The 25,436-nt window shown below is 40.7% G+C and carries 35 protein-coding genes; 31 read left to right on the top strand and 4 right to left on the bottom strand.

Features of this window, described 5'->3' with window-relative positions:
* Window positions 1-9: 9 nt before the first annotated feature.
* From FPZ44_RS24700 to FPZ44_RS24685, 4 genes are all read left to right on the top strand, one after another.
* The gene (locus FPZ44_RS24700; protein WP_144995047.1) at window positions 10-333 is read left to right on the top strand and encodes a hypothetical protein; all 324 of its coding nucleotides are present in this window, start codon (window positions 10-12) and stop codon (window positions 331-333) included.
* A 73-nt stretch (window positions 334-406) separates the two neighbouring features.
* Window positions 407-646, top strand: coding sequence for a hypothetical protein (locus FPZ44_RS24695; protein ID WP_144995045.1), 240 nt, complete (start codon window positions 407-409; stop codon window positions 644-646).
* A gap of 12 nt (window positions 647-658) precedes the next feature.
* On the top strand, window positions 659-1,012 hold the full coding sequence (locus tag FPZ44_RS24690; protein ID WP_144995043.1) for a protein kinase family protein: 354 nt from the start codon (window positions 659-661) through the stop codon (window positions 1,010-1,012).
* A 291-nt stretch (window positions 1,013-1,303) separates the two neighbouring features.
* Window positions 1,304-1,657 carry a hypothetical protein gene (locus FPZ44_RS24685; protein WP_144995041.1) on the top strand — a complete coding sequence of 118 codons (354 nt, stop codon included), beginning with the start codon at window positions 1,304-1,306 and terminating at the stop codon, window positions 1,655-1,657.
* Between the two features lie 436 nt (window positions 1,658-2,093).
* Here FPZ44_RS24685 and FPZ44_RS24680 read toward each other — a convergent pair whose 3' ends face one another.
* Window positions 2,094-2,888 (bottom strand): hypothetical protein, encoded by a 795-nt coding sequence (locus FPZ44_RS24680; RefSeq protein WP_261378543.1) that lies wholly within the window; start codon window positions 2,886-2,888, stop codon window positions 2,094-2,096.
* A 538-nt stretch (window positions 2,889-3,426) separates the two neighbouring features.
* Here FPZ44_RS24680 and FPZ44_RS24675 point away from each other — a divergent pair.
* The 3 genes from FPZ44_RS24675 (at window position 3,427) to FPZ44_RS24665 (ending at window position 4,565) form a co-directional block, all read left to right on the top strand.
* Window positions 3,427-3,837, top strand: coding sequence for a DUF6573 family protein (locus FPZ44_RS24675; protein WP_144995039.1), 411 nt, complete (start codon window positions 3,427-3,429; stop codon window positions 3,835-3,837).
* A gap of 160 nt (window positions 3,838-3,997) precedes the next feature.
* A complete protein-coding gene (locus tag FPZ44_RS24670; protein WP_144995037.1) occupies window positions 3,998-4,348 on the top strand; it encodes a hypothetical protein in 351 nt (116 codons plus the stop codon).
* Window positions 4,349-4,379: 31 nt separating this feature from the next.
* Window positions 4,380-4,565: a hypothetical protein gene (locus tag FPZ44_RS24665; RefSeq protein WP_144995035.1), complete on the top strand. Its 186-nt coding sequence runs from the start codon at window positions 4,380-4,382 to the stop codon at window positions 4,563-4,565.
* A 37-nt stretch (window positions 4,566-4,602) separates the two neighbouring features.
* Here the strand turns inward: FPZ44_RS24665 and FPZ44_RS24660 are convergent, their stop codons facing one another.
* A complete protein-coding gene (locus tag FPZ44_RS24660) occupies window positions 4,603-5,019 on the bottom strand; it encodes a PBECR3 domain-containing polyvalent protein (RefSeq protein WP_144995033.1) in 417 nt (138 codons plus the stop codon).
* A gap of 541 nt (window positions 5,020-5,560) precedes the next feature.
* Between FPZ44_RS24660 and FPZ44_RS24655 the strand changes: the two genes are divergently transcribed.
* The 24 genes from FPZ44_RS24655 to FPZ44_RS24550 all read left to right on the top strand — a co-directional run bounded on the left by FPZ44_RS24655 (window position 5,561) and on the right by FPZ44_RS24550 (window position 21,984).
* Window positions 5,561-5,905: an LPD28 domain-containing protein gene (locus tag FPZ44_RS24655; RefSeq protein WP_144995031.1), complete on the top strand. Its 345-nt coding sequence runs from the start codon at window positions 5,561-5,563 to the stop codon at window positions 5,903-5,905.
* A gap of 2 nt (window positions 5,906-5,907) precedes the next feature.
* Window positions 5,908-6,108: a hypothetical protein gene (locus FPZ44_RS24650; RefSeq protein ID WP_144995029.1), complete on the top strand. Its 201-nt coding sequence runs from the start codon at window positions 5,908-5,910 to the stop codon at window positions 6,106-6,108.
* 216 nt (window positions 6,109-6,324) lie between these two features.
* The gene (locus FPZ44_RS24645; protein ID WP_144995027.1) at window positions 6,325-6,663 is read left to right on the top strand and encodes a hypothetical protein; all 339 of its coding nucleotides are present in this window, start codon (window positions 6,325-6,327) and stop codon (window positions 6,661-6,663) included.
* Between the two features lie 471 nt (window positions 6,664-7,134).
* Entirely contained in the window at window positions 7,135-7,356 is a 222-nt protein-coding gene (locus FPZ44_RS24640) for an AbrB/MazE/SpoVT family DNA-binding domain-containing protein (RefSeq protein ID WP_144995025.1), read from the top strand.
* Between the two features lie 13 nt (window positions 7,357-7,369).
* Window positions 7,370-7,777 carry a hypothetical protein gene (locus FPZ44_RS24635; protein ID WP_144995023.1) on the top strand — a complete coding sequence of 136 codons (408 nt, stop codon included), beginning with the start codon at window positions 7,370-7,372 and terminating at the stop codon, window positions 7,775-7,777.
* A 472-nt stretch (window positions 7,778-8,249) separates the two neighbouring features.
* On the top strand, window positions 8,250-9,440 hold the full coding sequence (locus tag FPZ44_RS24630; RefSeq protein ID WP_144995021.1) for a DUF3560 domain-containing protein: 1,191 nt from the start codon (window positions 8,250-8,252) through the stop codon (window positions 9,438-9,440).
* A gap of 435 nt (window positions 9,441-9,875) precedes the next feature.
* Window positions 9,876-10,508, top strand: a complete 633-nt coding sequence (locus FPZ44_RS24625; protein WP_144995019.1) for a hypothetical protein — start codon at window positions 9,876-9,878, stop codon at window positions 10,506-10,508.
* Window positions 10,492-10,761, top strand: coding sequence for a hypothetical protein (locus FPZ44_RS24620; RefSeq protein WP_144995017.1), 270 nt, complete (start codon window positions 10,492-10,494; stop codon window positions 10,759-10,761). Before FPZ44_RS24625 ends, FPZ44_RS24620 begins: the two co-directional genes overlap by 17 nt.
* Before the next feature lie 620 nt (window positions 10,762-11,381).
* Window positions 11,382-11,531, top strand: a complete 150-nt coding sequence (locus FPZ44_RS26630) for a hypothetical protein (RefSeq protein ID WP_186786231.1) — start codon at window positions 11,382-11,384, stop codon at window positions 11,529-11,531.
* Window positions 11,532-11,564: 33 nt separating this feature from the next.
* Entirely contained in the window at window positions 11,565-12,005 is a 441-nt protein-coding gene (locus FPZ44_RS24615; protein ID WP_144995015.1) for a hypothetical protein, read from the top strand.
* Window positions 12,006-12,126: 121 nt separating this feature from the next.
* Window positions 12,127-12,471, top strand: coding sequence for a hypothetical protein (locus FPZ44_RS24610; RefSeq protein WP_144995013.1), 345 nt, complete (start codon window positions 12,127-12,129; stop codon window positions 12,469-12,471).
* A 142-nt stretch (window positions 12,472-12,613) separates the two neighbouring features.
* Window positions 12,614-13,402: a CRISPR-associated protein Csx16 gene (locus tag FPZ44_RS24605; protein WP_144995011.1), complete on the top strand. Its 789-nt coding sequence runs from the start codon at window positions 12,614-12,616 to the stop codon at window positions 13,400-13,402.
* A gap of 69 nt (window positions 13,403-13,471) precedes the next feature.
* Window positions 13,472-13,693 carry a hypothetical protein gene (locus FPZ44_RS24600; RefSeq protein WP_144995009.1) on the top strand — a complete coding sequence of 74 codons (222 nt, stop codon included), beginning with the start codon at window positions 13,472-13,474 and terminating at the stop codon, window positions 13,691-13,693.
* 124 nt (window positions 13,694-13,817) lie between these two features.
* Window positions 13,818-15,026, top strand: coding sequence for an AP2 domain-containing protein (locus FPZ44_RS27005; protein ID WP_261378542.1), 1,209 nt, complete (start codon window positions 13,818-13,820; stop codon window positions 15,024-15,026).
* Between the two features lie 678 nt (window positions 15,027-15,704).
* On the top strand, window positions 15,705-16,283 hold the full coding sequence (locus FPZ44_RS24590; protein ID WP_144995007.1) for a hypothetical protein: 579 nt from the start codon (window positions 15,705-15,707) through the stop codon (window positions 16,281-16,283).
* Window positions 16,284-16,313: 30 nt separating this feature from the next.
* The gene (locus FPZ44_RS24585; protein WP_144995005.1) at window positions 16,314-16,886 is read left to right on the top strand and encodes a hypothetical protein; all 573 of its coding nucleotides are present in this window, start codon (window positions 16,314-16,316) and stop codon (window positions 16,884-16,886) included.
* A 53-nt stretch (window positions 16,887-16,939) separates the two neighbouring features.
* A complete protein-coding gene (locus FPZ44_RS24580) occupies window positions 16,940-17,455 on the top strand; it encodes a hypothetical protein (protein ID WP_144995003.1) in 516 nt (171 codons plus the stop codon).
* The gene (locus FPZ44_RS24575) at window positions 17,448-17,753 is read left to right on the top strand and encodes a helix-turn-helix domain-containing protein (protein ID WP_144995001.1); all 306 of its coding nucleotides are present in this window, start codon (window positions 17,448-17,450) and stop codon (window positions 17,751-17,753) included. Before FPZ44_RS24580 ends, FPZ44_RS24575 begins: the two co-directional genes overlap by 8 nt.
* 380 nt (window positions 17,754-18,133) lie before the next feature.
* A complete protein-coding gene (locus tag FPZ44_RS24570) occupies window positions 18,134-18,352 on the top strand; it encodes a hypothetical protein (protein ID WP_144994999.1) in 219 nt (72 codons plus the stop codon).
* 290 nt (window positions 18,353-18,642) lie between these two features.
* The gene (locus FPZ44_RS24565; protein WP_144994997.1) at window positions 18,643-19,911 is read left to right on the top strand and encodes a helix-turn-helix domain-containing protein; all 1,269 of its coding nucleotides are present in this window, start codon (window positions 18,643-18,645) and stop codon (window positions 19,909-19,911) included.
* 14 nt (window positions 19,912-19,925) lie between these two features.
* Window positions 19,926-20,066 carry a hypothetical protein gene (locus FPZ44_RS26625; RefSeq protein WP_186786230.1) on the top strand — a complete coding sequence of 47 codons (141 nt, stop codon included), beginning with the start codon at window positions 19,926-19,928 and terminating at the stop codon, window positions 20,064-20,066.
* A 156-nt stretch (window positions 20,067-20,222) separates the two neighbouring features.
* Complete coding sequence (locus FPZ44_RS27185) at window positions 20,223-20,453, top strand: aspartyl-phosphate phosphatase Spo0E family protein (RefSeq protein WP_144994995.1); 231 nt, start codon at window positions 20,223-20,225, stop codon at window positions 20,451-20,453.
* A gap of 58 nt (window positions 20,454-20,511) precedes the next feature.
* Window positions 20,512-21,393 carry a hypothetical protein gene (locus FPZ44_RS24555; RefSeq protein WP_144994993.1) on the top strand — a complete coding sequence of 294 codons (882 nt, stop codon included), beginning with the start codon at window positions 20,512-20,514 and terminating at the stop codon, window positions 21,391-21,393.
* A gap of 18 nt (window positions 21,394-21,411) precedes the next feature.
* Window positions 21,412-21,984 (top strand): SMI1/KNR4 family protein, encoded by a 573-nt coding sequence (locus FPZ44_RS24550; RefSeq protein ID WP_144994991.1) that lies wholly within the window; start codon window positions 21,412-21,414, stop codon window positions 21,982-21,984.
* A gap of 1,050 nt (window positions 21,985-23,034) precedes the next feature.
* Here the strand turns inward: FPZ44_RS24550 and FPZ44_RS24545 are convergent.
* Window positions 23,035-23,367, bottom strand: a complete 333-nt coding sequence (locus FPZ44_RS24545) for a YolD-like family protein (protein ID WP_144994989.1) — start codon at window positions 23,365-23,367, stop codon at window positions 23,035-23,037.
* Window positions 23,364-24,608, bottom strand: a complete 1,245-nt coding sequence (locus FPZ44_RS24540) for a DNA polymerase IV (protein ID WP_144994987.1) — start codon at window positions 24,606-24,608, stop codon at window positions 23,364-23,366. Before FPZ44_RS24540 ends, FPZ44_RS24545 begins: the two co-directional genes overlap by 4 nt.
* Window positions 24,609-25,436 lie beyond the last annotated feature (828 nt).

The following is a 25,436-nucleotide window of genomic DNA, read 5'->3' as shown; positions in this document are numbered from 1 at the left end:
ATGAACAGCATGAGTAAGATACATAGGAGCTTGATTGAGTACAACGAGGGGTATACAGAAGATCCTAAAAGCTTTTACGGGCTGAGTGCGGGGGACAATCAAGAGCATGCAGTTGATATTACCAATGCTTTAGTTGAAATGCTTGGTTTCCAGTCGGCCCGATTCATTGGGTTGACCAAAGAAGGACAACTTGCGTTCATGGCTAAAACGGATAGAGCACAATGGCAAGTGAGCGTTGACTATGACAGTAATTCCGGTTACGCCTGCGTTCGATATGTACTAATGGAACCAGGTAGGCAAGAGATACACGAAAGGAGTTTGTACATTACTTAGAAGCTGTCAATCGGATCTCGGATTCACCGAGACCCGATTGAACTGGAATTTTCAACATCGAGGAGGACATTCAATGATTCTAGAACAACTGACATGTACAAAACCTGAAATCGGCAGCCTGGTTATCGTAAATGATGATAAAGCTTTATTAATTGTAGAGGATGACGGTTACATCCGAATCATGAACACAGATTGCGCTCAATTGTGGGAAATTCAGTTTGATTCCATCGATGAAGCCATTAGACGGATAGAGTCCTTTTATCACATCATACAATTTATTCATCCAGGTGCTGTGCGCGTTGGCTATTACTAAAGGGGGGAAGCGTTGAACTGGTATCACGGCACGTCGAAAACGAACAAGGAAATGATTTTAAAAACAAGATTTCATACCAGTTTGGGAATATGGGGGGATGGAGTTTACTTCTCTTCTAGTAGAGACGGTGCTTCACTCTTTGGTGGAAGTATTATTCAGGCACATATTCCGGCGGCAGAAATGAAGCATATAGATTTCAAGTGCTGGGAGGTCGAACACCCTAATGAAGAGACTTGGCCAGAAATGGTCAAGGAGTTTAATTGTAAAGCAATAGCTATTCATTATCCTTCAGGAGAAATTGAACTCTGTGTATTTGATCCAGATGTAATCCGTCAGATTAACTTATCTGTAACAGAAGGTGGATAGCCTGCTGCAAACAACACAATGAAAGTACCTGGGAAGGGGTAGCATCCCTTTCCAGGCTTAAAGGAAACTTGGCTTACGCCAACTCTTGATTGAAACGTGCAGCTGCTCGCTGCCCTGGATGTCGTTCAATCGATTCAGGAAGATCTCTGAAAGGATTGTTATGGAATGCCTTATATATCACAGAATCCCTGTATGCATAAAAGGTATGTCAATATTCGAATGGATGCTAGAAGTAAAAAGAGGAGGGACGAACTTTTAAGCCACGGCAGCCGATGGGAGTTTAGGCGCTCCATGTATGGTAATGTGTATGCAATTTACGATCATTTACGGATGATTTGGTATCGTCAGGATATGAATGTAAATCCGGCGGGGGATTTGTTTGATGGGTATTTGCCGTTCTATTGCGATTACTGCGATACGGTGGTGCCACGTATTACGCGCATAGCTTATCAGCTCACGTTCGAGATGATTGTCCGTCCTAGAATTGATCCTTCGTGGGTTAAAAACCAGGTACACATTAAGTTTGCTTGTTGTGAATCATGCCGTTATGGTCCATTAGCGTTGCCGCAGCAGCTGATAGGTTATCACTTAACGGAGCTTAGACAAGACGGTAATCTAATTTACACGCAAGAGAGGAAGGAATAACGGGAATCGATTGCGGATTGGATCCTGATGTGCAAAGCCTGAGATGGGTTAGTTAATTGGTGAGTGAATATCGATCTTCTATGAAATAAAAAAACCGCGCCTTGGCAGGTACGCGGTTTCGCTCAAACATTTCTATACAAGGAATTAGAGAACTAATTATCACATAAGTAATTGGTTATTGTCAACAGCATGCTGCTTATTCTGTTTGAGGTGAAAGGATACCTGGCTTACACCAGCTCTTGATTGTAAACGACAGATGGCTGCCGCAAAAGGTTGTTTTCCTTCTGGAAATCTTCTATTCATAGAAAAACTAAGGGCTCTAAGCAAAAAGTCGCTAAGAGCCCCTAAGATTAAAACCAGTCTAGAAGAAAAAAATCATCTATATGAACGATGTGTCATCGATTATTCGATTACATCTATGCATCTATTTACTTGGTTAAGAATATTTTCGCTGTGGATCTCTAGTTGCTCCAGATGTACCGAGTGTAGTTTGTACACGGGACCTTCTTTTATAACCAAACGTTGAATGTTCTTTTGGAACAGGTTCATACTTTGTTTTCTTCACTTTATGGGTATCGATTGCTCCTGGCTTGTCCCATATCATTCGCATACGCATAAGCTTATATTTATCTTCTATGGAAGAGGCTTTATCTCCCCAGAAGGCTTCTTTCAATTGTTGGTCAGTTGGGTGTTTGATGCCTTTGATGTCCATTATCTTTTTTAGCAGCTCGTAGAATTGACGTAGGGTGTTGGGGTCTGGGGTGATAAGCAAAACGTCATTTACCATAGTTTGAAGATTATGAAGATGTACAAATTCATTGGCTTTGTTCTGTAAAAGAGTGATACCACTATCTACATCAACTACACCTTTTCCTATATTAAAGCGGACAATGCAGGTTGTCCCCACTCGAAGCATTTCATTGGTGCTGGGGTTAGACAAGACGAAATTATATTTTAGACCCGTCATGTTGCATAATTCACAGCTTGATGAGAAGCCTTCACTGTCTTTATCTACACAACGATCGATGTTCCATTCTGTCTTCGCGTCTGTAAATTCATGGGACACACTTTTAAAAACGAGATTGGCTTCTACATGACGACGAGGTCTACTACTTTCTTTCGCATTTACTCTAATTCTGAGGGCTTTCTTTTTCACTTTATTGTTCAGATTATTTTCCTCCTTTGGAATTAAATATGGTAGAGCACTAGACAATATATCATACTCAATCAAAAAAGTCATCTTTTTCAGACGCACAATATATAGTTCACTCTAATAGACTATAGCTTTGCAAAATCTATATGTAGTGATAACACTATTCCCCCAGCTCGTGCAGGAGGGCCAGTTCAGCGACTTAGGGAGACTAAGACAAGTCTGTCTAAGTCTCCCTAGATTCCATGAACCGTCTGATCCCCCTTTGCGTGCCGATGTCTTTAAGGATTCTAGGGCATGGTAAGCAGGCTACGCCTGCTCTGATCGCAGTACTTTTTTTCTTCTGCCCCTCGCATGGTACCAACCGGATCGATCTAAGCAAGAATTGTGTGGAGCCTCTCGCAAGCTCCTCCTCACAATTCTTACTAAGATCGAGACGCGACCTGTCAAGGGCACTCTTTTTTTCTCTTGGATGATTAATAAGGTAGAGAAAAAAAGAGCTGCCAGGAACCTTGACAGCTCGCTCACCGTTTGGTTCCAGGTCGTGTCAAAAGGAAAAAAAGTTCCCCTTTTGGGGACCCATGCCATGCGATGGGCAAAAGAAAGGAGCAGAACAAGGATGAGTACAACGGCAATAGGAAAAAATCAAACCCATGCACCAATGAAAATCATCGATGCTTATTCCAGAGCACAATTTATAGCGGACGGTGGCCTTATTGATGTGACGGCCACTGCCAAAACAGCAGGACTTTCATTTCCTGTAGGAGTAACTAGAGCCGTTTGGGATACGTATATCGTACCTTCTGAGGGCGATAGGCGGTCTGGTGAATCAACGGCTGGGCGTCTATGGGATACTCTTTGGATGCTAAAGATTGCCGCAAAGAAGGTGATAGGAAAGCATGAACTTGAGTTCGGTGTACTTTATCCTCTACACGGTAGAAACGAAATCATCTTTTTGAAATGTTGTCTTGGATCCGGTGATCTAGGAGAACCTGTTCTAACGATCATGCTTCCTAAAGAAGAAGAATAGAGGGGCTTCGGCTCCTCTACAACTAAAAATAGAGGTGGGGCTATGATGTTGTTACCAGGAGTCGAAGCTTTCGATAGATTTGAAAAGGAATTCCAACAAGTAAATGCGTCTTGGGCTTACGAAGGCCTAGAACTAAGCGAGGAGGAGAAGAATTATTTACGTGATGAATTATTCTTCATATGTCAGCAAAACTAAAGTAGATAGATTGAAGCTTACTGCAGAGCAGCAAGCAGCTTTACAGCTGTTAGCCAATGCATATGATTTATTAACTCATGTTGTATGGACTGATGAACTAGGAGAATTTTTAAATGATAGACGTCTACTGCCTATGCGTGATTTAACTGATGCAGAAGCCGAGTGTAGATATTACGCCATTAGCGGATTGATTGATTTAAACGAGGAAGAGGTCTCTGTAGCTTTACAAGATACCAAATATCAAGAGATCAAGAACGAAATGTATCTTGCTGCTCAAGCTGCAGCTCGTGTATCTCAATTATTGGACCAACCATAACCACCCCTTACTTGTAAAGGAGAGTTCAGCCATGCAAGTTAGTATACAAAATTATTCAGAAACACACGATCTCGTTATAGTAACAACCCGAAAAGGGTATAGCTATGCTTCTACTTGGGCGAAAGGAGAATGTGATCTTAAGACGGAAGATGTAAAGCAAGCATGGAGAGATAACCGTAAAAGCTTCCAGCCTTGGTATGGGAAGCTCTATGTTTAACAAGGAGTTAAAGATAGGAGGAATGAAAAAATGGATATCAGAGTAAAACACATTGGAAGTTGTTTATGATCCTCTCTTTTGCATTTTCAACAACAAAAAAGATGCCTATATAAAAAGACGGGTTGCGAGATATTGTCTCTGCAACTCGTCTTTTGTTTGAATACATAGTGCGTACAAACAGGACACCTTTCTTAGTTGGTCGCACAACGACAATTACTTCTTCTCCATTAATTATGCGGATAAATTGGAGTGATCCGTCCTCGCGTGGCTTTACTAAGTCTGGGTTCTTTAAAATGCTTCGCATCGATTTGAAGTACTTGCGATAATCTCGAGGATGGCGCTCTTGAATGTGATGAATATTCGCGCTGCCTATAATAATTGGCGAACCAGGTATTAAGGGTAGCTCCAGATTACGTACCATTTTGGGAGTTAGTTTTAAGATTTGTTTCTTCATTATCGATTCCTCCTATAGTGTGTTGGTCTTTTCACCATAGACATCGCTCTATATCTCAAAAAAATTGCTTCTATGATGAAATAACTTTTATAGGGGTCTAATAACGATACACATGTTTCTGTGTGACACGATTGAATAAAAACATCAATATCGGTTAGCCCCTTTCAGAGGTTTAATATCGAAGTGAACGCTCATTTGTGGCACAGATCAAAAAAATAAAAAAAGAGAACTCGACAGTTTGTCAAATCCTCTAAAAGGAAACTTTCCTAGCGGAAACTTCTGATTGAAATTGTCGCAGAGCTCCTGTTATAAGAGATGCCCCTTACGTTCCGACCTTATCACTCCACGCCTCTAACAATGCAAGGCCAAGCACTCCGTGTGGCCGAAAAGCATTCACTGCACGGGCGACACGCCACAAATCAGGCGTTTCACTCCGTTACGTTCATTCGTCCAACCTTGCATTGCCGGCGCTTCATGATCGGTTCTCCACGTAAGGAACATCAAATACAAAATCTCATAGAAACGAAAGGAGCAATAATTAATGTTACGAAAAACGTTTTTTGAAGCGCGACCCGTATTGATATGTGAGGGTTTAAAAATCCCTAATAATGAAAGGGTGCCGAACAAATTTTATTATGATATTCGACATGGCGATGATTCGGTCATTCCAATATCGATTGAGCGTAATCAGGTGATAGTAAACCATTGGGGGACACTTGTTGCAGACTATATGATTTTATCTTCTAAATTTCCTTCCCTTGATCTATCGTCTTACTACAAACGTCAATTTCGGTTCTCAGGTGAGGAAATATATGATCAACAAATAATAAGGAGAATATTATATTCTCCAATAACAAGAGATTCTTTTAAAAAGGGGGAAATCTGAAAGTGGTTGTATATCAGATGCATTACATTCTACTTGGGGTCTATGACGTAGTATTTGATGTTGAAGCAAAAACGGATGCAGAAGCTTCTACACTCGCAATTCAAGAAATGAAAAAAGACCGTATTTATCATGAGGATTCCACTGTTCTATATCAAGTGAGTGTTCGGTTACCAAGGAGTGATGACTCATTAAATATATTTTAAATGGTGATGAAGTTGAAATATTAGCCGAATACCTACATTGCAAGTTAGAAGATATACAGGCATGGTCCGATGGAAGTTTAACATTTCGATATGAAGCAGAGTATTGGTTACTTCCTAAAAACATCTATATGGATCATTCCCATGTTAGATTATTAGAAAATTCAGGCGAATACACAATTTATAAGACTATCTAGTCTTGAGAAGGAGAGTTACAACATGAATCAACCGCTATATATTTTACAGATCATTGATGAGGGATTTTCTCAACGAACAATACCAGATTACGATATGGAACGCTTCTTGCATTCTGCAGCATTGGCAATTACGAAATACCTTGAACTTTATGGTTATAAAACCGCTGAGGATCAGGAGTTAAGAACAGAAGACGGTTATGCAAAAGTTATAGTAGCTCATGTAGATGATCATGATGCCGAAGAAACAATTTGGTCTTATCCTTTTGATGGGGAAATGAGAAGTGATCTCGCTATTCAGCAGCTGCGTGATCAAATAGTTATTCATCAAGGTATTCGTGCTTATTGTCTGCTGGGGATTTAAAATAACCTGATTTGGTGGGGAATTTGGTTATGAAATTTAATGAGTAAAATGAAGTCATAGTAATAATAGAGCCTAACAAACGATTAATCTATTTGTTGGGCTTTATTGCGATTCTGAAATATATAATCGCTGAAAAGGAGACCTGGCTTGCCAGCTCTTGATTGAATAGTGCAGCTTCGCTGCAAGATCTGCCACTAAGCAGATTTTCTAAATGGCATACAAGTTACAACACTTTAAATGATAAGCTTGCAATTATAACCCTTTATTCGTGCAGCGAGGGGCGCTGATCCAAAAATCACGGACCAACTGCCCGTTGGTAAAATGTAATTCTGAATGGTGCTTCATCGTACGACGTCGCGCCTTCATATCATTTATAGATTGAAAAATAAGGAAGGGTGTAATATATTATAAGTATGAAATACATACTTATATGAATTTCATACTTAATTGGGATTTAGGGGAGTGATAGTCTTGTCGAAGTCATTAACTAGACCTGTGGGAGAACGTGGACAGGTAACGATTCCTAAGAAAGTACGAGAAGATTTAAAACTTGCTCAACAGGATGAAGTTGTATTTATAAAGGTGGATGATAGTAGCTACCTTATAAAAAAAATCAACCAAGAACAGCTTAATCAATTTTTGCTTTTAGATAGCAAGGGATCACATAACATATCTTTTAATAAAGATGAATAGGAGAGATGATCGGATGAGTAATGGAGAAATTCTGCCTGCGACTCAAAATAAAATTGGGAAAATCGTAATCGAAATGACGAAAACTCATTTAATTGACCCATTTTGGGAAAGATCAGATGAACACTTTATGTCTGTTATAGGTCTTTACATCATTAAGGAAAAGAAGCTTGAAGATTTTATAGATATCGTAATGGAAGCTCAATGTCTTCTTAAAGACTGTGGAGAATGGAAATCGCTATCAGAAACACTATTGAGTACAAATGATGAGGAATTAAAGAATTACTTGCTTAAAGATGCATTATTTCACACTGAAATAGGATGGGAAATAGAAGAAGAAAGAAGAAATAATATGGTTCTTGGAAGGGTACAAAAACGCTTAGAGAAATTGATACATTCAAATCAGGAGGTTATTCACGATTGATTTTACATACTCAAGAAAGAGATACATTGTATGATCAACTATCATCGGAACAAAAGATGTACTTACTTCATTTACTACTAAAGCCCAATATACTATCCAAAGAGCACTGATGGTCCTTTACGGACCCTGATTACATAGAAAAACAAATACTTCTTCAGATTAGGTAGAGTAACGAGTCATCGTTACTCTTTTTTTGTATATAGGTGGACTTCAGCCGAGCTGAAGCCTGCAGCCTAAAAGAGTGGCCCTTGCCGCAGCTGTCCCAGCGTACCATGTAGGACTCTATTGTCAAAGGTTTGCCTGCTTTGCAGTTTACCCATATGACAATAGAGTTCCACCGTTCCAGCGCCGCTTAAGCGCCTGGTGGAACCTTGGTGGAACTAGCCTTACACGGTCCTTATGTGCCAAGCGGCAAGCACACCGGCTGCTATATCATGCAGGCAAATACATTCTTAGAAAGAAGGAAACTATAATGACTAAACAATATATTCTTAATCTTGATAGTTCTAAAATCGAATTACAGTTCTCTAAAGAAGAGTATAAATCTTTAAGCACGGATGAGAAAAAAGCAATTACTCGTGCATTTATGTTCTCGGGCGCTCGTTCTGCTTGGGTATCCCGTTCAACCAAAAATCATTTCTCAGCTATACGAGTAGCTCAAAATCTAGGCTTTACAGATGGCGGCAAAATTGGTGAGCGTTTGTCCTACGCTCAAGAAATAGATAGACAAGTAGAAAAAGCAGAAGCACGTATTGAGCGGTTAGAAAAGTATGCTGACAATGCAGAGACAAGAGCAAAAAATCTGCAATCAGATATTAACAGTATGCACGGTGACATTGCCTTCTTTACGCAGCCTATTATTGCAGGACATGCAGGATCTCAACGGTTCGCACGTAGAAGAGAAAAGATGTTTGACCGTTATCACAAAGGATTTGAAGAGTACCGTAAAAGTGAATATTTCCGTGATAGGGCTTTAACAGCTGAACAAACTGCAAGTATGAGTAAATTTACGGACCGATCATACTTGAGCAATCGAATTGAAGAATGTAATAAAAATATTCGTACTTACCAGCGTCTAATTGAGAAGACTCAAGATGATTCACGCCTAGAAACTCTTATAGAGAAAATGGAATATGAAGTAGATAAACTTGCGTTCATCCACAATAAATTAGAAGAGTTAGGCGGCGTTCAATATAACAAGGACAATTTGAAACCTGGTTATCTTGTTAAAATTCGCGGTAGTTGGGATAAAGTTGTTAAAGCAAATGTAAAAACTGTAGAGGTTAAGCCCGATGTTGTTCCATATACACTCAAATACACGTATGCAGAAATTCAGGATATGAAAATTCCAGAGGAATGGATAGAACAGAAAAAGGAAACAGTTAATCCTTTTGAAATAGACGATATTGTAGTTCGTATAGAAATTGGTGGGAAAAAAATGATTAAAGCGTTCCAGGTTATTAAGAAAACTGAAAAAAGCGTCACAATAAAAGAAATATGTATAGAAAACGATGTTCCCCAAAAAAATAACTTTAAATCATGGTTTCAAGAAAGACGTGGAGTAAGACAAGACCGAGAAGGCAGGTTTGTAGTAAATTATGAAGACTGCTATCTATACAAATATGAGAACGGCAGTGTACCAGTCATCAATTGGTGGAACTAATATAGCAAATAAAAGGCCCAAGGAATAAAGATTCTTTGGGCCTTTTACGTTCATTGATTTCATTGCTGCAAACGTGCAGAAAATAAAATGCGCTTGAAATGTTGCTCTGCTAAAAGCAGACCTTTGAAATGAAGCAAGCAGCGCAGCTGCTCAAAAGGTAAGCTTCCTTCCGGAAACTCTTGATTTACTTTGTCGCGTTGCTCCGAGTAAGAGAGATGATCTTACGCTCCGACCTTATCATTCCGCGCCTCCATCCATGCAAGTCCGAGCACTCCGTTTCACTTCGTGGTGGACGAAAAAGCTTTCACTCCAGGGGCAAAAACGGCCAAACCAGCCGTTTCACTCCCTTACGCTCAATTCGTCCAGACTTGCATGGCCGGCGCTTCATGATCGGTTCTCCACGTAAGATCATCACAACCAAGGGAGCTGAAAGAATTGAAAATCACATATAATGACTTTATTCATTTCTGTAGAAAATTTGAGGAAGCAAATGAATTCGAGTTCAATGAAGAGAATCTTATTGATTTTATTGATGAAAAGCATTACAGACACAAAAATGCTAAATATATGTATGATGCCACTTACAGAAATGATAATGAGAATAAACTTGCAGTAACCATTTATTTATTGGAAGACGACACAATAGCTTGGGAGCTATTAGCTCACTGGTACGATGCAAAAGAAAAATTAGATCAAATCTATGACTCGATGTTCTTAATAAAAGAGAAGCAGAATCAATTCGACTCTTTAAATAACGATCGGGAACAAGTTCACCAATTACTACTGCAGCTAGAAGATTATCTACAAAAGGCAGATAACGGGGAGATGTTTCACTCGGATATTCTAAGCAGAATAGGCCTTCGAAAATTCATACCTAAGCATACAGTGCTTGCAACGACATGGCACATTGATGATATTCGAGATCGTTTTCCTTCCAGTACAACGGATGATGCTTTATATGATGCACTTTCTGAGATTGAAGCAGCTCTATCAGACGCAGCGGTTCGAGAAGGTTGGGAAGTTATATCCCTTTTGATAGGAGCTGAACACGATGAAGAAAGAAAATAATGAGCTGCAGCCATACTGGTATGATGTTTGGTCAGATGACCAAGGGAACTATGCTTATATCAACACCAATATATCGCCAGAGCAATTCATAGAATACGAGAATGACTTTACATCTACATGTAGCAAAGAAGTTGATCAAGAATGGGAAGAATATGAGAACCAATTTCTTTCTTATTTACGAGAACGTAATCATATCGTTCATGTTATTAATCGACCCAATCAATTTTTAGATTTAGGGAAACACTATCGTTAATTTTTCTCCAATAAGTATTGTCGTTTCAAATGTACAAAAAGTTGCGAATTCAAGTAAAAAACTTCTGGAAGGAAAAGATTAATGGAAAAGGCGCCAATTGGCGTCTTTTTTTAATGTGAAAAGCATGGATGCCACGCGCCAGGAGGCGGTGGCTCTGATTGAAGCATGCAGGCGTGGCCCATGACAGCCCAAATCCGCTGTCATCCTGCCACGCCTGCATGCCAAAAGAAAGACCGCGGGCTTCGCCCGCACAGCCGGTTGCTGTACGTCTGAGTCTACCTCGAGTGCTTTGCTCTATGTCGCCTTTCAAGGGCTCACATCCGTAGACGTAACGTATCGGTCAATCTTAGCCAATCACACCGTATACAGCTCTGCAAGGGCGGCTACGCCGTCCCTATCGGGCAAACCCTTGCAGAGCTGCCTCCGGTGTGAAAATCCTGGCTATGACCGCTACGTTACACGGATGTTTACGCTCCTTGAAAACTCCATAGGCAAAGCAAGTTACGAGGGCAATTCGACTGTACAGCAAACCGGTAAACCTTAAAATATTCCGCTCATCGCCGCTAGGGCTAGACACGCCTTAGTTGCCGGATGTTCGAAAAAAGAAGGGATGGATGAAAATGATGAATCGTAAAAATTTGAATGTTGCTTCAATAATGTGGAATGGGGTTGGGCACAAGCTTGATCGTGCTTATGATGCGTACCAGCGCGGCTATATTACGCGCTCTAAATATAGCGAATGTGTTTCATACATCTTGTCTCTACGTTAAGTGGTACGAAAAATCTACTAGGAGATGATGAATGTGGTAAACATGCATGAAATTCTGAATTCATTAAGCAAAACGTATCAGGACGTTGTCCTGATACGTGAAAACAATGAGTATTGGTTCTTTAATGGAGTAGATGCGAAATATGCAGAACAAGTGAAGCTAAAGCTCAGCAAGGAAACGTTTCAATTGTTTGACTGTGTATTAGATGAAGAGAATCCCGTTAATTTTATGATGCCAACTACCATTGTGATGGAGTCAGTACACGAGAGGCTGAACGATGTCTGCAAAGGACTTATCAAACTTTCCATGGTATTGGAAACGAATGATCCCCAGACAAACTATCATTTTAGCTTAGCGTATGGTCAACACTTGATACCAGATGTTGAGTCCATGGTGAGAGTATTCTTCGAAATTCGTGAAAGTTTCGCAGAACAAATGGTACTAGAAAAAGGGAGGAATAAAAGGAGTAATTAGTACTAGCTATAACTTACAAAATTAAAATTTTGTTCGTTTTACTTAGTAAAGTGGATTGTTTATAGTTAATTTATCAATAGAGATTTTAACTTTTAAAAAACATATTAAAGGAGCGAAAAAAATGATAGTACAAATTAAAGAGACAGGTAATCAAGCTACGTTGGGCATTATTGACAGTGGTACGGGTGTTAACTTCGTAACAAACTTCATCGGAAACACTGGTGCGCTAAATGATGGACAGTTTACATGGGATGAAGACAAAAAAGCTTACATTTGCTTACAGAAGACGTACGATTGGTGGAAGAAGGTCGTAAGTGATAACCAAGCTCTGAATGATAGAATCGAAGAACTTAAAGAAGTTCACGGTGCAGCTCGTGTACAAGAAGTAGTAGAAAGTGCAGACGAAACCGACCTAGAAGATTACGCTGCTGCTGTAAACCGTGCACTAGACGAAGCGTTCGAATAAAAAAAGTCCCCAAACGGTATGCAGACCGTAAGGAGACGCTGAGCTTACGGTCATTGTATCGCACTTTATGGTGTGCTGCAATGCCGTAGCTCTCCTACCAATAGGCCGTAAATAGCGGATGAGGACGAGAGGGGCTAATTTAATGCAAACTATTAACTCTCTATTAAATACATTCAAAGTCGTAACTACTGGATTTCCTGCGGTTGCTGCTCTAGGTGCACACAGCAAAGGAGTGCAGGAAGTGGTGTTGTCCACGCTGGCCCCTGCTGCATTGCTTGACAAAGGGATTACAGAGTTCTACGCTTTGGAAATCCCGCGCGACGCTAAGCTTGCGTCTGCAGAGGAAATTATCGCAGCAAACCTCCCAGTACGCAAGTTTAGCGTATCAGTTGCAAGCATTGTAGATCTCGATACTGTCATCGTCTCAAGGCATCAAGGCACAGTCGATATACTTAAAGAGACTTACCCTGATGCTATAGTCCTGGCTAGCATCGATGCCGAGGACATCAAGGGTAAACATGTTGTAGGCACCTTACCACCGCATCTGATCGCAGCATGCGCAGCGTACACCTCTGTAAGTATAAAAGATTATGATTTCGCCAAAGACGGGGATATCTCAGGGCAGGAGCTGCTTGACCGCATTATAGTAGCTCCAGACGCTATCTGCGTAAAAGAAATAGTCCACACCATCTTCATATCGCTATTAGACCCCCGTGACCCTTCCTATGGAGCACCAATGACTTATACGTCAGGAGATCATGAGTATTTAAAAGTCGTCTTGGGGCAATATCTTGATTCTCTCAATTATGTGATGTATACGCACCCATCGGGTGTGCAAGTGTCGGCAGAAGGGACAATCTCTTATGGCTGGTTTTCAGACGGAGACCTCGCGGAGCTGCTAGGTAAAATAGATAATCTAAATGGGATGTAGTAAGTATTCCCCTACAGGAATTTGAATAACTTTGTAGAGTGACTTTAAACATTGAAGGGATGAACAACATTGAAAAGAACAGACAGACTTGGTTTCATTAACGTTTCAACGACAACAACAACCATAACAGACACGAAAACTCTTCGCTCCGTGCTAGAGGCTCGTATCAAGACTAATCAGGTGGATATCAATAGGCTAGCTCATTCAGCAAAACCGGAGGACAATTATCTGCGGCTTCAACTTATCGGTGCAAACGATGTTATGTTCCAAATTCTCGCACAAATAGGCTAGTTTAACTCAATACACAAGGAGGCTACGGTCTCCTTGTATTTTCATTCTAGGAGATATGTAATGAATAATAGAAAACGAAACAATGTAAGAAGTGTCAAAAATACTACAAAGGTCGTACAAAACCATGAGAAAACTAGACATAACAGGAGATAGATACGGTCATCTTGTTGCTTTAAAAAAAGCCGAAAAAGATAGAAGGGGCAAGACACAATGGCTATGTCGCTGTGATTGTGGAACCGAAAAACCTGTATTATTATCAAACTTGAGAGGAGGTCAAGTAACTTCATGTGGTTGTATGCGTCCTAAGAAAAAAGAATCCGTTACAGTTACACTAGAATCTCAGAGTTATGACCCTTGGATATCTTCAAGAAAAAGAAAAAGTAGACCAATACCCAAAATTGATATAAATTGCCGCCAATGTAACGATATATTTCAGGCCTCATCAAGAGCTCGCTACTGCGAAAAGTGCAAAAGGGCACGAGCAAACGAATCTAGCAGCGCGTCTTTCAAGAAAAGGAAGGCAGGAAAAGCAAGGAAAATGGGATCTTTGGATTTTTGTGATGTTTGTCGGAATCCATATCAGGTAATGGCATGGCATCAGCGCACTTGTCCTGGATGCACACCAATAAATAGTTTCCCAATGGTAGACCGATATACAGAAAGAATGAGTAAAAAAATTAGTTTGCCTAAAGACATATATAACCGACCACGAATTAGTAAAGAATTTGGAATTCCAGAACCTACTCTACAATACCAATACCATAATAATAAACTACCTAAGCCAGATGGTTATAACGGTAAGAGTCCGTATTGGCTGCCTGAAACAATAATTGCTTTTTACAAGTCCAAAGGAATTCGAAAAATTAAGCGTGTTGACTCTCGCCGCATCGATTTAAAAGGTCAGCAGTTTGGTGAGCTTACTGTCATCCAGCTCAGTGAGAAACGAGATAAGCATAACGTGCTCTTATGGGAATGCAAGTGTAGCTGTGGTGAAACTAGTTATGTTGCAGGTATCAGTCTACGTGCTGGGCATTACAAAAGCTGTGGATGTAAAAAACTAGCTAAGCGAGATGAGGGAGTTAAACGTCACATCGAATCTGACAAAGTAGACGGTACACGGAAGTCGGCATTAAAGGCAAAGCTTCACAAAGACAATAAGAGTGGTATCAAGGGCGTGCGCTGGAATGAATCACGGCAAAAGTGGACTGCACATATTGGTTATAAAGGCAAACAGGTATCTCTTGGATATTTTGTCGAGAAGGAAGAGGCCATTGAAGCAAGAAGGAAAGCCGAGGATAAATATCATAAACCCTACTTGGATGAAGAAAGATAAAAGAGCCGTAAGGATTAATCCTTAGGCTCTTTATTTTTGCTTTCGCAAAAGTAATTTTGTTACAATCCACGCTAGTGCATGACCAGCGACTATGATGTAAAGATATCATCACTATACAATGATGTCAACAACATTCCCTTGTCGTTTGAAATACATACACAGACTAAAAAATAGGAAATGGCCGCGTGCCCGTCTTACACTTTTCCGGTTTCCTCCAAAGCGTAAGACGGATTCGTCCGTTCCGGACGCAAAAGGTAATCGGGCAGCGCCCGATCTTGATTAAGATAAAAGCAAAGTCAAAGGCAAGGATCGATCACCAGGTAGTTGCTGCGAGCTCCTTTCTCCTGAAATTTTCATCGCACATCCGTAGACGTAACGTATTGGTCAATCTTAGCCAATCACACCGTAAACAGCCCTGCAAGGGCGGCTACGCCGTCCCTGACGGGCATACCCTTGCACGGCAGCCTCCGGTGTGAAGACCTTGGCTATGACCACAACGTTACACGGATGTTTGCTCTTTGAAAATTCCATACGAAAGCAGCAAGCTCTTTAGTAACACCTTTGTTCTCAAACCTTAAAGGATTCCGCTCATCGCCGCTAGGGCTAGACACACGGCCGTTGCCGGATGTTGAGGGGTTCCAGCCAATAAATCAACTTTATAGGAGGAAATTTATTAAAATGAATAAGCAGACCATCCTGAATGAAATGAAAACGGTATTTGGTACATTTAATCGTGCTACTTTTGTTATTAATGGGACTGAGATAGAGATCAATAAATGGAATAAACAGCAACTTAGAGAACACCTATCACAATGGGGAGAAAAAGCAATTTCATCTTTCAAATTCGAAAGAATGGGGATGATAGATGTTAATCAGCCTATCTATCTGTGCTTCTTTAAAAATGATTACATGATTACTAACGCTTTGGAGTCTGTTATACATGTATTGCAAGTAGAGGATGTTTACAGCTTTACTGGATTAATAGAATCGTATAAATATGTGGAACCAGAAGTTCCTGAGGTTCCTGATCGGAGTGTTAGGTTCGAATATTCCTATGACTTTAATCGTTGCAGTTGGATGCTTACGATGGGGATTTGCATGCTCGGTGGTTGCGATACTGAGTTTGTATATTTCGAGAACAAAGCAGATGCAATAGAAAAAGCCGTACAGTTCACAAATGAAGGGAAAGAAGTGATTAAAGTATCGGCTTGTGAAGATTGCCATCAGGAGCACATGGATTGGTCAGAAGCCTATTAAAGCTTATAAATATGGTGAGGAGAGATAGAGATGAATAAGAAAACGATCGTTAAAGAAATGAATATGGTGCTTGGCCCATTCAACCAAGCATCCTTTATCTTAAATGGAACAGAGGTAGAAATTAGTAAATGGAATGAACTACAATATGAGATGCACCTGGCAGCGTGGGGGGAAGATGTTCTAGAATCCTTCCAATATGAAGGGATGAAGCCAATCGATATTGACGAGCCAATCTATTGCGCATTGTTTAAAAGTGAGTTTATGATCACGAACTCATTAGAATGTATTATTCAAGCCTTCCATACAGAAGGTACATATAGTTTTGTTGGTCTCGAAAATACATATAAAATAGTTGACCCTGAAATGGATGAGGATGAAGATCCTGAGTTAAATTTCATCTATTACTATCGCTTCGATCAATGTTCTTGGGTGATACCTACAGGACTTTGTAAGCTTAATGGATGCTATACAGATTTTATTAAGTGTAAGAGCAAAGCAGAAGCTAGAAAGAAAGCCATTGAGCTCACAGAAGAAGGTAAAGAAGTAGAGCAGTCTGCCCCGTGTCCATCTTGTTGCAACGATTATATGCAGGAGTACTGCTGAGTAAAATCAGCAGTTTCTATTTTATAAAATATAGTGGGGAGGCAGGTATAACATTGCTATGTTATACCGTATACGATATAATGAAGACAGTAATTGAGTTTCTACATGACCCGAATACGGGTCAACAACAGGTTCTGGATTTCATCCGTCAGCTAAAGTTAGAAGCAGAAAAGGAACAAGATACAGGGAAGCTACAGTTGTTTGCTTTCATCATCCGTGGGCTTGAGTTTTTAGAACTGCATGGGGTAACGCATGCTTTTAAAAACTACTTCCAGACTCATCGTGAGGATGGACGGCCATACACCATAATGCTGCTGAAAGAATTGCGAGATCATGTTCCACTACTAGAATTTCGTGTGAATTGGAAAGGGTCAGGGGCATTTCGAGCGGTATTCTTTGAATGGGAATATGAAGGAATGCAGGTACTTTGCTTCACGCGAGCGGTCATTAAACAAACAACATTTGATGATGATTTTGAACGGATTGCCAACGAAGCCGAATCGGTATATGCCGATTTTACGGCGAATCCAGAAAAGTACATCAAAATAGGAGTTGAAGAACATGAATAAGAGATTAGGGCAAGATTTCAAAGCGCTGGCACAGGAAGCGCGCGAGATTCCAGAGGTGAGAGACTACCTAGATAGTTTCTCCGTAGTTATTGGAAATATTGTCTTTGCTAGAAGAATGCAATTGAAGCTATCTCAACAACAGCTTGCTGCTTTAGCCCAAACCACTCAAGGACGTATTTCACAGCTGGAAAGTGCGACGGGGAATATTCGTCAGGATGTAATGGATAGAGTCTTCAAAGTTTTAGAGCTTCAAGATTTGAAGGCATCATTTGATGAACAAGCAGTCGCACGGGCATAGTGTCCGTGCTTTTTTCTTTTCTCAGAAGGTTTAAGGGGATTTTGCGCGGCCCGCATGGCTCATCGCCGGTTCCCGTCAAATCGCCATGCGGGCGCGTCCGTACCGGACGCTAGAGGAAGCGAGACATTGCGTCTCGCAATAGCTAAATTATTCTCAAATATACATATAACAGTTCAGGTACATTGTAAATTTTATAAAATAAAGGTGCTTAGTTTGTCGAGCTACGATATTTGACGTTGCGTTATTGGATTATCTACGGTTCGTAGCTAAAAAAAACCGCGCCTTCGCCGGGCGCGGTTTCAACGGTTTCACTCGTTCATTGTTTTACAGGAAAAGAAGTATTTATTAGCCCTTCCAACCAACTGTTTGGAGCCAGCTGTTTGGAAAACCGCGTACCCTACCAAGGCGCAGTTTTATTTCCCTATGAAAAAGAATCATGGATCACTCAAGGCTTATTATTTCAAATGATCACTACAATGTCAATAGCGAGCAAATCATTAAAATCCGAACAAAATTCCCTGAGTAGCTTGCGCAAATTGCCACTTTCAGAGATGCGTTACATGCGCATTAACAAAGAAAATCTTCCCATAGTTGTATGATTAGTAGGCGTTATTAGCTATATAGCCATTGTTGAAGGATACTTCCCTAAAAGTTACTGTTAACGGAACTTCAAGAGAAGTTCTGGAAGGAAAAAGGACTGCTTAAAATTGGTTCGATTTGAGTTTCCTTCTAACAGTGTTCGATAATTAATTGACAACACCTCTTGAAGAAGTATAATCTAAAATGGATATTCAACCATAAACTTCCTCTATGATTCGTTCCTCATAATTCTTCATCATGAATTTCCCATGTTATCAGTTCTAATAACGAAAAAGGACGTGAATGTAAGATGACTGTAGTTACGACACTTACATTTGGAGATCTGATTCGACAACACAGAAACAAGGCGCAGTTATCTCTAAGTGAACTTGCAAGTTTATCAAACGTAAACAAAGCAACTATTTCTAGAATTGAGAGCGGTGAGGTAAAGAAGCCTGAGTTTAAAACTTTAAAAGCAATAGCCGAAGCACTTCAAATACCCTATGAAACGTATTTAATTTTTTATATTGAAACTGAACAAAGTCCTAACGTAATTCACGGTATTCTTGAAGACGCTATCAAGGATATGAGGCCAATAGCAACCATCACCCAAATCGCTATCAAATTCCTAGAATCCGAACGTTTGGACAGTTATGACGCCACGGAACAACTATTTAATTCCACACAATCCCTAGACAATTCCGAATTGAAACTCTCTCTACACCAAACAATTATTAACTACTGCCGTGGTCGCGGTGTTGTGCCCTTTTTGGCTCGTTCTTTGTGCCAGGTATATTTCATCGAGCGAAACGAATTTAGCAAGCTAAAAGATACGTATCAATCTGGAAAGTATGTACTCAAATACAAAGAGCAGTTACCTCCTGGGGAGTACATAACGTTGCTCTATTGTCTTGCTGTTCATGCTTTTGTAATAAGGGAATATCTAGATGCCGTGAAATATAGTAAGGCCGTTCTTATAAGCAATGAAGAGGAAGCCATTGCAGTCAGAGCTTATATGACAGATCTTTTACGTGGTTCTCACTACTACTTAGGTAATTACGATTTAGCTGAGAAGTACGCAGAAGAATACCGGAAGTGTGTTCCATCTGTAGAAGGAGATAATGATCGATTGCTAACGGCTATGATAAATGCAAAACGGGGTAAGTTAGATCTTGCTGTAGAGCAGTTCGAGAAGTCTCTTCAGCTTTGTGACCAGAAATTCGTGGTGCATATAGTGCCTGAATATATATCATTATGTTTCGAATTAGGTCATATAAATAAAATACAGAATCTTCTCGTAACCTATGAAAGTAAGATCTTAGCACAAACCTATACGACTCCTATGGAAAGGAGTGACGTTGCAAGATTTTATAAGCTCAAGGGGGATTATTATTCAAAAGTAAATGATATTAACCAAGCAGTTAGCGAGTATATCGAAGGGGCCTATGCCTATGCGTGCATAGATGACGTCGATAATGAGCGCGAAAGCTTGAGGCTTGTCTTCAATATAGGCAAGCTACCGCAATTATCAGCTGACGTAATAGAGAAGATCAGTAACTACTATAACCGATTTTTGTGAACAGGAGGGTCACCATGAAGAATAAAGCTATCAAAGTGTTGTACTCAGCTACTTTATTGGGACTTATCATCACTATTCTACCTATTGTTGTTGGAGGATCTAACGGTGGGAATGTAGTTCCCTACAATGTAGGTATCCCATGGTTTCCAAAGTAATTCGGGTTGAAAAGACGCCAATTGGCGTCTTTTTTTGTTGTTCTAAATTCAAATCATAGGATCACAAACAACGTGATGTATGATAACACTGGGGAACTGATGTAATGGTAGGTGAATGGGGAGATTCACCTACCAATGTAAAAAGGATTGATATCCATGATTAATGAAATTGAACACCTACGAAAACAAATGCACGATGCTTTTGAGACAGGCCTGTCACTGACCGATGTTCGAATGATCCACATAAGTCAAAACCTCGACAAACTTCTTACGAAGTTCCATACTACACACAAAAATGAAAGCAAATCATTTCACTTAAAATCAATTAATGGAAGAGAAAACGTTATTATGTTAGGAGGTGATGCCTCTCAGAATGAACTAAAATAGCATCCTACCCAGCAACTACCCGATGAAGGCGCTGGAATCATCCATAGGAGGCGTTATTTTGAAAAAGCTATTGTCGTTATTGCTATTTGTTGTGCTTATTTTCACATCGTTAGGCAGTGCGTTCGCCCTTGAGGCGGAAACGAGTTACTTCGAAACAGAATCTAGCGAGTTACAAAACTTTTCTAGGGAAATACCAGTCACCTTTTTTAAGGACCACACTCCAATAGTAGGGGAAGAAGCACACAATCAATTACTTAGCGAAAACCCTAGCCCTTTGAGTAGGGATTCAATAGCCGTTATGGTGCGAATCAATTCAGTTAATGGCATACTGTCTTATGGCTACCGAGTCACCTCAATGACGGGCAGTCCCCCGAATAGACTAACGGTTACGGTCACACCTCAAGTAAATAAACACAAAAATAACGCATATTCGCAATATGGATCTCATACGTGGTATGTTAATACCAATAACCTCCGCGTTGGCTATCAGGAAACCGTTGATACGTATATCGGCGGAACAAACTATTGGCGTTTCCAAATGTCCGGTGAAATTTACTACACAGGCTCTACAAATTTCCCGGTGAATTACCCGGACTACGGTCACAGTCTGATGAATAAAAAGGGGGAGGTATATCCGAATATTTGTAGCTCTGTTGTGCCGCAATGTGTCCCAGAACCCGGTTCATTAAATTGGGTAAAAGCACCCCGTGACTCTTATAACAAACTACGCTCTGCATGGGATAATACTGTTAGAAACAAACAATGGAGGCCGTACATCCAACAAAAGTACAGCTTAGGAGCTAACTTCAATTGGGACGGCATCGAAGGCCACCATGTGCATCCTCTCGACTTAGGGGGAACAAACGGCCCTTTCGATAGCATAATTCCGCTAAGAAAATCGGAACATACTCCTTTCACAAGTTGGTTTGTAAACTATTAATCATCGAGGTAAACGCCTATGTCAATAAATATAGAACACCTAATAAACAACTTCAAAAACAGGTTCAACAGTTCGAATAACCTGCTAATCCAAGATTATGATGGCGATCTTCAAGAAGTTTCATACGAACTTAATCCTCCTGCAACATTGGATGAAATTAAGTATTTTCAGCAACAGGCAGACATTCAATTACCGCAAGAGTATATCGATTTTCTTTTATTACACAATGGCGCTAGATTCTTCACCAGTAATAGAGGAGAAGATACATCCGTTTACTCCCTTAGCCAATTGAAAGAAACCCTTTCCTTCCTTGACTCAACGAACAAACAACTAATGCCGATTGCTTACGGTGGTTCGACCGAATACTTCTATGACTTATCTAGGGTTAACGAAGACTCTTATATGTTCTGGAGTGGGGGAAGTACGTTTTTCTGGATGAACATGAATTTCGGAGAATGGTTATCCTTGCTGCTAAGATCTAATGGCAATCTTCAAACTAATACGTTTGAATGTAGAACTATAGAGAACAGAAAAATCATCTATTATGATGACCACGTTGAGGAAATTAATAAGCGCCAACAAGAAAGTTAGAGTCTAAAACAAAAGGGGATCAGCTCTCAGAGCCGATCCCCTTTTCATTAGTACATTCGATTGTTCATTGTCCCTAGTATCCCAGCCGTCTGATTGCAGCTGCCAGAGTCCAGTTATATTCGTCAGGGTGTCTTCGATAGAGTATTCTAGGCCTTACACCTTTCAGATATGAAGGCATCAATTGATGAATAGGAAGTCGCACGGGCATAGTGTCCGTGCTTTTTTCTTTTCTCAGAAGGTTTAAGGGGGCTTTTGGGCGGCCCGCATGGCTCTTCGCCGGTTCCCGTCAACTCGCCATGCGGGCGCGTCCGTACCGGACGCTAGATGTAGTAGTGTCACTTGGGCTACATAAAAAAATAATTTTTATGCAAGAATCCTTTCATATCAAGGCTCTTTGGAGTTTATCAAGTTTATTCACGTTAGGAATACATGCAAGTCCATTGACATCCCCTATATATTGATATAATTTGACTAGTAGGATATGGGTTTGTCCTTCTGGTGCCTCCATGTAGAGGAGGTGATCCAGATGATGAACTCCGACTTGCTCGTGATTCTTGCAATTCTTACTTTTATTCGAGATTCGGTAAAACTAGCCCTGGAGTATCGTAATAAAAGCAAAAAGTAGCTGCACCCTTTTTCCCGAGGAATGTACAACTACTTTTGGTAAACATCGGAGAGCCATTAGGCATCCCAGATCCTTATGAACCATTAACGGTTGCAGCCGTTAGTGGTTTTTTTCATTTTTATGAGCTTGATTGTATCATGAGTTGTTCGGTTTTTAAACCATCGCATACGAAAATTTTTAAAAATGGGGGATTTGCTATTCTGGATATCTGCAAAAATTCTTTACTTGCAGAATTACAAATACCCCAAATTGGGGGGAATTGATTTCGCCAAAAAAACCATTACCATCCAATATCCAGTAGTTATTTTATTCTTCTTAAAGAGTAGAAAGTTATAAAATAATTTACTGGAAGGAAGAACCAATAACATTTATGGAGAGATTTTATCATAAACAAAATCTTTGGGTTATATTTTTAGTTCCTTATTTTAATCTAAGATTGCATCCAGGATGTCTACGATTTTAACCCATTGGATCGTTTCGCATTGAATTTTTATTCTTCGGCCAACGGTATCGAATCCAATAATAATTCCTGAAATGCTTATTTGTTCAAACGGATGAAAAACCTGCAAGGTAATACGCTGCATGTTTTCAAACGACTCCTGGATGTAATGATTAAGCTGCTCCAGATTATCTTCATTAAGCATGGGTTTTTTACGTCGGTTATATAGTCCTTCGCGAAGCTTAATGGCTTCTTTGTGTTCCGGCAGCATCATTCGGCTTGATTCCCACAAGCCATTTCCTTTTAGTTTCAAGCTCATTTGAAATGTCCTCCGATTTTACGATCTCTATCTAAAGATTGTCCTGCGCTAGTAAAGCTGCTTGCTCTTAGAATGGCAGTTTCTCCGAATTTATCTTTAATGGAGTCCATAACGGCGTCCAATTTACGTTTTTGCTCCTGGTTATCGAATAGGGTAATCTGATAGACCGAATCGTCGGATAGGTCAGATACAGAAACCCCTAATCTCCGAACCGGCTGTCCATCCCAATGTTTATGGAACAGTTTTTTTACTGCTGCGTAAATATCATCCGTTGAATGGGTTGGGTCGGGCAATCTTTGTTGCCTAGAAAAGCCTGTTGGCCGATCCCAATCCGCACCTACACAGCTCACGGATACCACACTTGCCATAAGTTTTTTTGAACGGCAGCGTCTAGTTACCCACGAACTGATCTCTAATAGACAAATCTCTATATCAGCTGCTTCCACAAAATCAATCGGTAAAGTGAGGCCGTTCCCAATCGCTTTCTGATGAACGTGGGATGAAGTGGTTACCTCAGATTCATCCAAGCCATTCGCTACTCTCCATAGAATTTTTCCGTTAACGCCCCACTTGGCTAATCTCGGCAGCGGTGTATTCGCAAGATCCCCGATCGTTCGAATACCTATTCGATTAAGATTTCGCTTCATTCGTGAGCCAACGCCCCACATTTTTTCTACCGGATGAGGCCAAATTGCTTCCGGCAGCCTTTCTTTCGTCAATGTGAATATACCGCTCTTATTCTTTTTTGCGACTAGGTCCGTTGCCAGTTTCGCCATAATTTTGCAATTTGAAAGTCCAGCTCTGATACGGACTCCCGTCGAAAGTAGTACAGTTTTTTGGATGTCTGCAGCAAGTTCTTCGGGCGTCATCTTAAACAAATGAATACTGTTCGTCACATCGATAAACACCTCATCGATGCTATACGGCTCCACCAAATCGGTATACGTTTCCAGGATCTCTGTAATTTGCATGGACACCGTAATATAGAGCTGCATGCGCGGCCGAACTACAATCACATCTGGACACTTGTTAAGGGCTTCCCATAGCCTATCTGCTGTTGAAATGCCATAACTCTTAGCAATTGGACAAGCAGCGAGCACGATGCCATTTCGTCTGGCTGGGTCGCCGCAAACAATTAGTGGAAGATGCTTGAATTGTGGTTGGTGCGCCTTTTCAACACTCGCGTAGAAACTTTCGCAGTCCAACAAATAGATGATTCGCTCCTTCTTTTTTGCTGACACATTAAGACCTCCAAAAATAGAACGTGTGTTCTTATTATATGGGATCAAGAGCAGATTATTCAATATACATATTATTGGATCACAGTCATTTTGCCTTTATTACGTCCTTGCATGCTTGTTTGCTCTATTTTACGAACAAAGGGCTTTTTTTGCGGCCTGAAATAAAATCTAAAATCTTCTGGAAGGAAAGAGATAGGATCTAACCCTTAAAACATAATTATTTGGCCGCGAAACCCCGCCACCCCCCAAATTCGGAAGCGAACAGATAAAGCATTCTGTTCCATTCCGAATTTTTTGCTACGCAAAAGGGGTACCCGGCGGCGCGGAAGGTCAAAGGATAAAAGAGATGCAAAGGCATGCAAAAGAGCATTCCCGTCCCAGCAAGCCACGGGAACAGAGCAGAGAAAAGAAATAGTTACGCTAAACGGCGACTTGGTGGTCGCCAGCGCTAGGGTCAAAGGCATTCCCGTCCCAGCAAGCCACGGGAACAAAGCAGGGAAAAGAAATAGTTACGCTAAACGGCGACTTGGTGGTCGCCAGCGCTAGGGTCAAAGGCATTCCCGTCCCAGCAAGCCACGGGAACAGAGCAGGGAAAAGAAATAGTTACGCTAAACGGCGACTTGGTGGTCGCCAGCGCTAGGGTCAAAAGCGTGGAAGACGGGATATGTCCCGTCACTTATTCGATAAAAAGTCAAAAGCAAGGTTGATCACCAGGTAGTTGCTGCGAGCTCCTTTCTCCTGAAATTTTCATCGCACATCCGTAGACGTAACGTATTGGTCAATCTTAGCCAATCACACCGTAAACAGCCCTGCAAGGGCGGCTACGCC

This window comes from Paenibacillus agilis (assembly GCF_007786455.1).
GTDB classification, from domain to species: Bacteria; Bacillota; Bacilli; order Paenibacillales; family Paenibacillaceae; genus Paenibacillus_B; species Paenibacillus_B agilis.
This window is presented reverse-complemented; position numbering and strand designations above follow the sequence as displayed.